This window comes from Pseudomonas sp. CFBP 8772, from assembly GCF_014841665.1.
Taxonomy (GTDB): Bacteria; Pseudomonadota; Gammaproteobacteria; order Pseudomonadales; family Pseudomonadaceae; genus Aquipseudomonas; species Aquipseudomonas graminis_B.
The window spans coordinates 344,451-355,142 of sequence record NZ_JACYUI010000005.1 but is presented as its reverse complement, the minus strand read 5'-3'; the positions used below and the strand labels follow the sequence as shown (position 1 = coordinate 355,142).

Annotated in this window: 9 protein-coding genes; 2 read left to right on the top strand and 7 right to left on the bottom strand. The window is 60.6% G+C overall.

The window, feature by feature from the left end; genetic code table 11:
* Nucleotides 1-147 precede the first annotated feature (147 nt).
* The 6 genes from pcaD to pcaR all read right to left on the bottom strand — a co-directional run bounded on the left by pcaD (nucleotide 148) and on the right by pcaR (nucleotide 6,330).
* Complete coding sequence (gene pcaD, locus IFT99_RS13625; RefSeq protein ID WP_192132832.1) at nucleotides 148-936, bottom strand: 3-oxoadipate enol-lactonase; 789 nt, start codon at nucleotides 934-936, stop codon at nucleotides 148-150.
* A gap of 88 nt (nucleotides 937-1,024) precedes the next feature.
* Entirely contained in the window at nucleotides 1,025-2,314 is a 1,290-nt protein-coding gene (locus tag IFT99_RS13620) for an MFS family transporter (protein WP_192132830.1), read from the bottom strand.
* A gap of 169 nt (nucleotides 2,315-2,483) precedes the next feature.
* A complete protein-coding gene (gene pcaF / locus IFT99_RS13615; protein ID WP_192132828.1) occupies nucleotides 2,484-3,686 on the bottom strand; it encodes a 3-oxoadipyl-CoA thiolase in 1,203 nt (400 codons plus the stop codon).
* Nucleotides 3,683-4,462, bottom strand: coding sequence for a CoA-transferase subunit beta (locus tag IFT99_RS13610; protein WP_192132827.1), 780 nt, complete (start codon nucleotides 4,460-4,462; stop codon nucleotides 3,683-3,685). Before IFT99_RS13610 ends, pcaF begins: the two co-directional genes overlap by 4 nt.
* Entirely contained in the window at nucleotides 4,459-5,319 is an 861-nt protein-coding gene (locus IFT99_RS13605; protein WP_192132826.1) for a CoA transferase subunit A, read from the bottom strand. Before IFT99_RS13605 ends, IFT99_RS13610 begins: the two co-directional genes overlap by 4 nt.
* A 168-nt stretch (nucleotides 5,320-5,487) precedes the next feature.
* Nucleotides 5,488-6,330 (bottom strand): pca regulon transcriptional regulator PcaR, encoded by an 843-nt coding sequence (gene pcaR / locus IFT99_RS13600; RefSeq protein ID WP_065993181.1) that lies wholly within the window; start codon nucleotides 6,328-6,330, stop codon nucleotides 5,488-5,490.
* A gap of 819 nt (nucleotides 6,331-7,149) precedes the next feature.
* On the opposite strand from pcaR, the gene IFT99_RS13595 reads away from it, so the two are divergent.
* The gene (locus IFT99_RS13595; RefSeq protein WP_037014498.1) at nucleotides 7,150-7,347 is read left to right on the top strand and encodes a hypothetical protein; all 198 of its coding nucleotides are present in this window, start codon (nucleotides 7,150-7,152) and stop codon (nucleotides 7,345-7,347) included.
* 244 nt (nucleotides 7,348-7,591) lie between these two features.
* Nucleotides 7,592-9,064 (top strand): inorganic phosphate transporter, encoded by a 1,473-nt coding sequence (locus IFT99_RS13590; protein ID WP_065992277.1) that lies wholly within the window; start codon nucleotides 7,592-7,594, stop codon nucleotides 9,062-9,064.
* Nucleotides 9,065-9,168: 104 nt separating this feature from the next.
* Here the strand turns inward: IFT99_RS13590 and IFT99_RS13585 are convergent, their stop codons facing one another.
* Entirely contained in the window at nucleotides 9,169-10,659 is a 1,491-nt protein-coding gene (locus IFT99_RS13585) for a helicase HerA-like domain-containing protein (protein WP_192132825.1), read from the bottom strand.
* Nucleotides 10,660-10,692: the final 33 nt, after the last annotated feature.

Sequence of the window (10,692 nt, the reverse complement as noted above, 5' to 3'; positions counted from 1 at the left end):
GGCCAAGGACGGTGAAAATTTCAAAAACCCGGTTTCCGGTAGACCGCAAGGCTGCTCCGCTTAAGTGAACAGCATTACACCGATTGGTGGGTTTTTTTTGGCTGTCACCACGGCTTTTTCAAGCCGTAGGCGAGCAGCGAGCAGACGTCACGCCAGCAAAAATTCCGTCACGCGCAGGGCGAAGACTTCACCCAACTCGACGCTGGAGAGGTGCGCGGCGTAATAGTCGGAGAGCTCGCTGCCGTGGATGTGGTTCTGCAGAAAATGCCCGTCCGCCACCGTCGTGACGCCGTCATGGCTGCCGCAGATGATCAGCGTGGGTACGGTGATCGAACCGACTTCCTTGCGCAGATCGGCATCCCGGACGGCCGCGCAGCAGGCGGCGTAACCCAACGGGGAAGTTGTCGCCAGTACGTCGGTGATGGGCGTGACTTTGTCGGGGTGCTGACTGGCAAAGCCGGGGGTAAACCAACGCCCAATGGCGCCAGCGCCCATTTCCGTCATTGCCCGCTCACCTCCCTTCTCCACCTGCGCGATGCGCGGTGCCCAGGTTTCCGTGTCGCCGATCTTCGCGGCGGTGTTGCACAGAATCAGCTTGTGCAGCCGGTCGTTGGCATGGATGCCCAGCCACTGACCGATCAGGCCGCCCATGGACAATCCGCAAAAATGCGCGCGGTCGATTTTCAATGCATCGAGCAGCGCCAGCACGTCGCGTCCCAGTTGCGAGAGGGTGTAAGGCCCCTGGGTGACCAGGGACTGGCCGTGGCCGCGTGTGTCGTAACGCACGACGCGGAATGACTTGCTCAGCGCCGGGATCTGCGCGTCCCACATATGCAGGTCGGTGCCCAGTGAGTTGGACAGCACCAGCACCGGCGCATCCACCGGGCCGTCAATTTCATAATGCAGCTCACCGTCTTCGAGTTGTACGAACGCCATGGCAGTCGCTCCGTGAAACACGTGGAATGAGTGTGATCAATAGGGACAGCACGCGCCCGGCAAGGACGCGCGCCTCAAGATCCGGGGATCAGTGATCTTCGTGCAGGTAAGCCGGCTTCTTCGGCAGTCGCAGGCTGAACAGAAAAGCAATCGCCATCATCGCGGTGACGTACCAGTAGAAGGTGTTTTCCATGCCCATGTTCTTCAGGCCCAGGGCCACGTATTCAGCCGAGCCACCGAAGATCGCGTTAGCCACGGCGTAGGCCAGACCAACGCCCAGCGCACGAACCTGAACGGGGAACATCTCGGCTTTCACCAGGCCGCTGATGGAGGTGTAGAAACTGACGATGGCCAGCGCCAGGGTGATCAGCACGAACGCGATGATCGGGCTGGTGGTGGTTTTCAGGGTCAGCAGCAGCGGCACCGTGCACAGCGTGCCCAGCCCGCCGAACCACAGCATCGAAGCGCGACGGCCGATCTTGTCAGCGAGCATGCCGAACACCGGCTGCATGCACATGTACAGGAACAGTGCGCCGGTCATGATGTAGCTCGCGACCTTGGCGTCCATGTGCACGGTGTTGACCAGGTATTTCTGCATATACGTGGTGAAGGTGTAGAAAATCAGCGAGCCGCCGGCGGTGTAGCCGAGCACGGTGATGAACGCCGCTTTGTGATCGCGAAACAACGCAGACACGCTGCCCGCGTCTTTGTTCTGGCGGACTTCGGCGGTGGTGGTCTCTTTCAGCGACCGGCGCAGCACCAGCGAAATCACCGCCGCCACCGCACCGACCACGAACGGAATCCGCCAGCCGTAGGCTTTCAGCTCATCGGCACTGAGAAACTGCTGCAGAATGACCACGGTCAGCACGGCCAACAGCTGGCCGCCAATCAGCGTCACGTACTGAAACGAAGCGAAAAACCCGCGCTGCCCCCGCAACGCGACTTCGCTCATGTACGTGGCGGTGGTGCCGTACTCACCACCCACCGACAGGCCTTGAAACAGGCGCGCCATCAACAGCAGAAACGGCGCCCAGGCACCGATCGATGCATAGGTGGGAAGACAGGCAATGACCAGCGAGCCCGCACACATCATCAGCACGGAAATCATCATCGAGTTCTTGCGTCCGTGCTTGTCGGCCACGCGACCGAACAGCCAGCCGCCGATAGGCCGCATCAGGAAGCCAGCAGCAAAAACACCCGCTGTATTGAGCAATTGAACGGTCGGGTCATCGGAAGGAAAGAACGCAGGCGCGAAATAGATGGCGCAGAAGGCGTAGACGTAGAAGTCGAACCATTCGACGAGGTTGCCCGATGAAGCCCCGACGATGGCGAAGACCCGCTTGCGCCGTTCTTCGCCGGTGTAGTGAGTCGTTGTCATTATTATCTCCCCAGGTGTTAGTAAGGTCAGCCAGTCTAAGACATAACCTGCAACATTTAGACTTAAGCAGTAACGTTTCGACATCACAAGGACAACCACCCGAGTCAGCAAGTTGCTCCTTTCGTGGAAGCAACCGATGACTCGGGTGGCTGAGTTGCGGGACTGCCGTTTAGCGCGCTATCGCGAGGGCCAGCCCCTGCCCCACACCGACGCACATTGTTGCCAGCGCTTTGCTGCCGCCGGTTTTCTCCAATTGATGCAAGGCCGTCAGCACCAGACGCGCGCCGCTCATGCCCAGCGGATGCCCCAGCGAGATCGAGCCACCGTTGGGATTGACCTTCGGCGAGTCGTCGGCGATACCCAGCTCACGCATGACCGCCAAGCCTTGGCTGGCGAAGGCCTCGTTGAGTTCGATGACGTCGAAATCACTGACCGCCATCCCCAGCCGTCCAAGCAGTTTGCGCACCGCCGGCACCGGGCCGATGCCCATGACGCGTGGCTCCACGCCGGCACTGGCCATGCCCAACACGCGGGCGCGGGGCGTCAGGCCGTGTTTCTTCACGGCTTCGGCGGACGCCAGAATCATCGCCGCCGCGCCGTCGTTCAGCCCCGCTGCGTTGCCGGCCGTGACCGTTTTGCCGGGGCCGTTGACCGGCTTGAGCTTGCTGAGTGCCTCAAGGCTGGTGTCGGCACGGGGGTGCTCGTCGGTGTCGACGACGGTCTCGCCTTTCTTGTGGGCGACCCACACGGGCACGATTTCTTCGGCGAAGAAGCCCGCAGCCTGAGCCGCCGCCGTGCGTTGCTGGCTGCGCAGGGCGAACGCATCCTGATCCTCCCGGGAGATGCCGAAATCCTCAGCGACGTTGTCGCCGGTCTGCGGCATGGTCTCAACGCCGTACCGGTCCTTCATCTGCGGATTGACGAAACGCCAGCCCAGGGTGGTGTCTTCCAGCTTTTGGGTGCGGCCGAATGCTGTGTCGGCCTTGCCCATCACGAACGGCGCGCGTGACATGGACTCGACGCCGCCGGCGATGGCCAGCTCCATTTCACCGCAGGCGATGGCGCGGAACGCAGAACCCACCGCGTCCAGGCCCGAAGCGCACAGGCGATTGAGGGTCACGCCCGGCACGCTCGCCGGCAACCCCCCCAACAGCGCCGCCATACGGGCGACGTTACGGTTGTCCTCACCGGCCTGATTGGCGCAGCCAAGGAACACTTCGTCCAGCTCATCCCAGTTGACCGATGGGTTGCGCGCCATCAGGGCCTTGATCGGCAACGCTGCCAGATCATCCGCCCGAACGCTCGCCAGGGCGCCACCGAAACGGCCAATGGGGGTACGAATCGCGTCACAGATAAAGACGTCACGCATCATGCTTCTCCCGGCGTTTGACCATGGGCGGCAGCGGTCCGCGCTTCCAGATCACGCAGCGCGTTCAGTTCGTACTCACTTGGCGCATCGGAATTCGCGACGGTGTCGGCAAAACGCACGTCCCAACCGGTGGCGGCGATCACCTGCTCGCGGGTCACGCCCGGGTGCAGCGTGGTCACGACGAATTCGTGGGTGCCCGCTTCCGGCTCCATGATGCACAGGTCAGTGATGATGCCAACCGGCCCGGCCCCCGGCAGGCCGAGGCGTTTGCGCGAGTCGCCACCTTCGCCGTGGCCGACCGAAGTCAGGAAGTCCAGCTTATTGACGAAGGTCCGCGGCGACTGTTTGAGGATGATCAGCACTTCTTTGACCGACCCGGCGATCTCCGGCGCGCCCCCCGCCCCCGGCAGGCGCACTTTCGGGTGGTGGTAGTCGCCGACCACCGTTGTGTTGATATTGCCGAACCGGTCGACCTGAGCCGCGCCGAGAAACCCGACATCGACCCGACCGCCCTGCAGCCAGTAACGGAAGATTTCGCTGGTGGACACCACGGTGTCAGCGGTTTCCGCCAGTTCGCCGTCACCGATGGACAGCGGCAGCACATCAGGCTTGGCACCGATGGGCCCTGATTCATAAATCAGCACCACGTCAGGCGATGACGTCAGGCGCGCCAGATTGGCCGCTTTGGAGGGCAGACCAATGCCGACAAAGCACACGGCGCCATTTTTCAACCGACGTGCGGCGGCGACGGTCATCATTTCGCTGGTGGAATAGGTCATTGGGTAGCCTCCGCCACGTGGGCCAGCTTGTGCTTGAACTCACCGAAGTCGCGGGTGCCATGGATGTATTCGTCAATCCAGGCGGTAAACGCCTCACGGTCGCGGGCGATGGCGTCCCACGCCTGATAGAAACGGTTGTCGCGTTCGTAGTAGCCGTGGGCGTAGGAAGGATGAGCGCCGCCGGGCACAAGGCAGACAGCGCTGAGCGCCCAGGTTGGCAGCACGCAAGCGTTCATCGGTGCTTTGAGGTCATCGACGATTTCCTCGACCGTGACGATGCAGCGCCTGGCCGCCAACGCTGCCTCTTTCTGCACGCCAAGGATGCCCCACAGCAGCACGTTACCTTTGCGATCGGCTTTTTGAGCATGGATAACGGTGACGTCAGGACGTACCGCCGGCACCGCCGCCAGCACTTCGCCGGTGAATGGGCAGGTGACTGACTTGATCAGCGGGTTGACCTTCGGCAAGTCGGAGCCGGCATACGCACGCAGCACCGCGAAAGGCAGGCCCGACGCCCCCGCCACGTAGGCGTTGGCAAGGTCGGCATGGCTGTGTTCTTCAATCTCCAGGGGTTGCGGCCATTGCCGTTCGACCGCATCGCGAAGCCGATGCAACGAGCCGACGCCCGGATTGCCGCCCCACGAGAAAATCAGCCGTTTCGCACAGCCTGCGCCGATCAATTGGTCATAGATCAAGTCGGGGGTCATGCGCACCAGGGTGAGGTCTTTCTTCTTCTGGCGAATGAGCTCATGTCCGGCCGCGGTAGGAATCAGGTGGGTGAAGCCTTCCAGCGCAACGGTGTCGCCATCGTTGACGAATTGCGTCACCGCTTCGTGAAGGGAAAGAATTGCAGCCATGAGGTGCTCCAGGTTCACACTTGGTTACCGTGTCTCGACAGAGGCGGCGTTGCAAATGAGGTTATGCCTGGGGCCGGAGCGGAACAATCCGATAATCGACTAAGTGTTCGATCACCGAACGGAGAGTGGTGATTGCGATCCGGCTGGGTGTGTCCGGCCCTTTAAGCATCAGGTAAAGAGCTGCGTGCTGAGGTCACGGCTGGCATCCAGCATGATGGGCAAGAACTTCTGCTCCAGCTCGTTACGCGTTACCCGACCGGCGCTGGTGCTGACATTCAGCGCCGCGAGCACCTGACCCGAGGCGTCGTAGACCGGCACCGCGATGGAACGCAAACCCTGCTCGAGTTCCTGGTCGACAATACACCAGCCCTGTTGCCGCACTTGCTGCAGGCATTCGAGCAAGGCTTCGGGAGTGCGCAAGGTGCGGCTGGTTTTGGGTTGCAGGTCGACATGGTCGAGGTATTCCTGCAACGACACATCGTCCAGCGCCGCCAGCAGGATTCTGCCCATGGACGTGCAGTACGCCGGCAAACGCCCACCCACTGCCAGGTCCACGGAGATCAATCGCTGAGTCGTGGCGGAGCGGGCTATATAAAGAATGTCGTCGCCTTCCAGTGTGGCCATGTTGCAGGCCTCGTGCAGCTGATCACTCATGCGATCCAGATACGGCTGCGACGAGACCGCCAGGGGAGTCGAGGACAAATAGGCATGGCCGAGGGTCAGCACTTTCGGCAGCAGCGAGTACGTGCGGCCGTCAGTGGTGGCGTAACCCAGCTTGATCAGTGTGTGCAGGCAGCGACGAACTGCTGCTCTGGGGATTTCCGTGCGGTGGCTGATCTGCGCGATGGTCAGGTGCCGCTTGCGCTCTTGAAATGCATGGATGACGGCCAACCCTCGCGCCAGAGAGGTCATGAAGTCAGGATCACCGGTGAGCGCCTGAATCCTTTTAGCGGGGGACGCAACAATCGGCGGCGCAAGTGACGTGAAAGAATTACGCAATTGATCGTTCATGCTGGCACCGTTCGTCGTGGCCGCGAAAGCCTTGTAGAACGCCACTCTCGCCTGTTTTGGAACCCACGGCAAGCCAGCTTTGTGCGATTATCGAACGAGTGGGCGATAATCGCAATTGACCGGCCGTACGGTTGCTTATACCTTTCACCTGCCATATGAGGCTTCTTTGGATTACTGGTCAGGTACCCACTGAGAAGTCCCAGGCACGGCCTTGCTAACCCAAGGCCGTTTTTGTCTCTGCCTTTCGCATTTATCTGTAAGCGTATAAATACACATCGGCTGTTCGCGGTTTCATAACCCGTGAATTTACGTCGCCAGAAAACTGCCTGTAGCGTTAAACAATTGACTCGCCAAGTTACGTCATAAATCGGACTGGGCAACTTAGGAACCTTCGTACATCAAAAAGGTATAAATCCTCAGTTGTCCGACTGCGACAGTCTCGACAGTTGACTCGCCTGCGCATCTTCGCGATAGTGGCCGTCATTGAGGCCCAATACCGCTACCGCGCTGTTTAATCCACCGCCTTATCCGGCATGGATCCAAACTCACGCAGGCATTGCTCGACTCGATCGCAATGTTCAGCGACGGCAGGCCAATACCTTGGTCATTTGCCATCCTGCAGGCAATCAATAAAGAATGTTGCTACGACAGTTTTTTCATTCTGGTGCACGTAGCCGCCCTTGCTTGAAGTGTTAATCATCCTGCGCAGCGCCCCTGCCCGATGAGTATTCCTGATCCGATACATTGCGATCGTCAGGTGCGACACTTCCAGACTCGGCGTCATCACCGGGATTACATTCGACTCGATCAGGTATTAACGTGACCAAAGATGAACTGCGCGCAGAACTAGAGCGCCAGGAACAACGTTACAAAGAAGTGTACGGCGGCGAAGTGACAACATACGCCGCCCAGCCCGAGCCAGAGCGCAAGCCCTGGCGCAAACGGGCCAGCCTGCTTGACCAGGCGTTCAAGCAAGAGCTGCAGAAGATGGAAGAAGAACTCAAGGAAGAGCCTTGAGTCGCCCGCTTGCCGGTCGCTGACTCAAACAGCCGACGGCAAGCGTTTCAAGTGCCTTAACGCCAGGTTTTACAGACTCGTCTATGGTTCAGGGATGCTTCGCACGCTCCTTCACGACAGGAAGTCAACGGGCTGGCAGGACAGAAATTTCGTCGCAGGCTGCTACCAATGAGCAGCGCGCCTATCGCGCAGTTTTTTTTCTGTCATAATCCCGCCCCCTTAAGACCGGGTCAGAAAACCTTCCATGATCGATTTATTCAGCGGACTGGATGCTTGGGTGATTGTGAGCTTGTTGCTCGCCCTGGCGTTTGTCCTCACCTTCGAGTTCATCAACGGCTTTCATGACACCGCCAACGCGGTGGCGACAGTCATTTACACCAAGGCCATGCCGCCTCATCTGGCGGTATTTTTCTCGGGTGTGTTCAATTTTCTCGGGGTGCTCCTGGGTGGCGTCGGCGTGGCGTATGCCATCGTCCATCTGCTGCCGGTCGAGTTGTTGATCAACGTCAACACCGGTCACGGTCTGGCCATGGTGTTTTCGCTGCTGGCGGCGGCCATTACCTGGAACCTCGGCACCTGGTATTTTGGTATCCCGGCATCCAGCTCCCACACGCTGATCGGGTCGATTCTGGGTGTAGGCCTGGCCAATGCGCTGATCAATAACATTCCGCTGGGCGAAGGCGTTAACTGGCAAAAAGCGATCGATATCGGCGCTTCGCTGGTGTTCTCGCCATTGGCCGGCTTCATCGTGGCAGGTCTGGTACTGCTGGGGCTCAAGGCCTGGCGTCCCCTGTCCAAAATGCACAAGACCCCGGAACAGCGCCGCAAGCTCGACGACAAAAAGCATCCTCCTTTCTGGAATCGCCTGGTTCTGGTGATTTCGGCGATGGCGGTGAGCTTTGTTCACGGCTCCAACGATGGTCAGAAAGGCATCGGCCTGATCATGCTGGTGCTGATCGGTATCGTCCCGGCGCAGTTCGTGCTCGACCTCAGCACCACGACCTACCAGATCGAACGCACCCGAGACGCGACCCAGCACCTGAGCCAGTTTTACCAGCGCAATAACGCGACGCTGGGCGAGTACCTGGCATTGGGCAAATCGGCGGCCGGCGACCTGCCCGAGCGTTTCAGCTGCAACCCTGAGCAAACCGAGCCGACCATTGATGCGCTGTTGAGCAACCTCAAGGGCGTCAACGACTACCACAGCCTCGCACCAGAGCGTCGCATTGAAGTGCGTCGCTACTTGCTGTGCCTGGACGACACGGCACGCAAAGTCGGCAAGCTGCCGGCCCTGGATGCCCGTGAAAAATCGGATCTGGAGAAACTGCGCAAGGACCTGACCGCGACCACTGAATACGCGCCGTTCTGGGTCATCTTCGCCGTTGCATTGGCGCTGGGCATCGGCACCATGGTCGGCTGGAAACGCGTCGTGTTGACCATCGGAGAGAAGATCGGCAAGCAAGGCATGACCTACGCTCAGGGCATGTCTGCACAGATCACCACCGCGAGCGCCATCGCGCTGGCCAACGTATTCAGCCTGCCGGTTTCAACGACTCACATCCTGTCGTCCGGCGTCGCCGGGACCATGGTGGCGAACAAAAGCGGCCTGCAGGGCGGGACAGTTCGCAACATTCTGCTGGCATGGGTTTTGACCCTGCCCGCCACTGTCGCGCTGTCGGCAGGCTTGTTCTGGCTGGCGTCCAAAGCGCTGGCCTGACCTGACTGCACCGGCCGTTCTGAAAAAGCCCATTCATTGAATGGGCTTTTTTGTGGGCGCTGGATCATAGGCGCATTCATCGGAATGAGCTGGCGCGCGAAGGCCTAGCGGCGTTTTTTACTACCCCCGAGCAAAGATCCCATCAATCCCCGCACCAGTTCGCGACCGATCTGGGTGGCGGCCTGGCGCATCGCACTTTTGACCGCCTGCCCCGCCAGCCCGCCCAGAAATCCACCGGCCATGTCGGCAAAGCCGCCTTCTGACTTCTCCTCAGCGGCAGGTTTGTGTGCGGGATCTACCGATGCACCTTTGCGCGCCAGCAGCATTTCATACGCCGATTCGCGATCCACGGGTTTGTCGTAGCGACCGGCCAGTGGCGACCGGGCGATCAGCGCGGCGCGTTCGGCCTGGGTCAACGGCCCAATGCGAGATTGCGGCGGCGCGACCAGCACACGCTGGACGATCTCGGGCGTGCCCTTTTCCTGCAGCGTGCCCACCAGCGCCTCGCCGATGCCCAACTCCGTCAGCACCGAGAGCGCATCAAACCCGGGATTGGGGCGAAAACCGTCCGCAACGGCTTTCAGCGATCGTTGCTCCTTGCTGGTGAACGCGCGCAGGCCGTGCTGAATGCGCAAACCGAGCTGCGCCAGAATCGAGTCCGGCAGATCCCCCGGCGACTGAGTGACGAAATACACGCCAACGCCTTTCGAGCGAATCAGCCGCACCACTTGTTCCAGCCGCTCCTGCAGCGCTTTCGGCGTATCCGCAAACAGCAAATGCGCCTCGTCGAAGAACAGCGCCAGCAATGGCTTATCGGCATCGCCGCGCTCGGGCAACTGCTCGAACAGCTCCGCCAGCAGCCACAGCAGGAAGGTGGCATAGACCTTCGGCGACTCGTGCACCAGCCGGCTGGCATCAAGCAGATGAATTTGCCCGCGGCCGTCGCTTGCGGGCTGCAGAAGGTCTTCCAGCTGCAGCGCCGGCTCGCCAAACAGCGCCTCCGCGCCCTGCTGCTCAAGGACCGCCAGCCGACGTAACAGCGCCTGGCTCGAGCCTGTGGTCATCAAGGCGCTGTCATCCCCGAGCACGTCGGGGTTGTCACGCAGATGGTTGAGCAGCGCTTTGAGGTCCTTGATGTCCAGCAACAACAGACCTTCCCGATCCGCCACCTTGAATGCGGCGTAGAGCGCCGACTGCTGGCTGTCCGTCAATTCCAGCAAACTTCCCAGCAGCAGCGGCCCCATTTCCGACAGGGTCGTGCGCAACGGATGGCCCGTTTCACCGTGCACATCCCACAGCGTCACCGGATAACCCTGAGGTTTATGGTGCAACCAGGGCATGCCGGCGATGCGCTCGGCGATCTTGCCTTGGGGCTCACCCGCAGCACCGAGCCCGCAGAGATCACCCTTGATGTCCGCCGCGAACACCGCCACGCCAGCATCGCTGAACACCTCCGCCAGACGCTGCAAGGTGACGGTTTTCCCGGTACCGGTCGCGCCGGCCACCAATCCGTGACGATTGGCCAGACGCATCGCCTGCCCGACCGGCTGGCCCGTCAGGTCAGCGCCAATAAAAATCTGTTGTGAGTCAGGCATTCGTTCACCCAAGCGTCGCATTTGATATTCCCG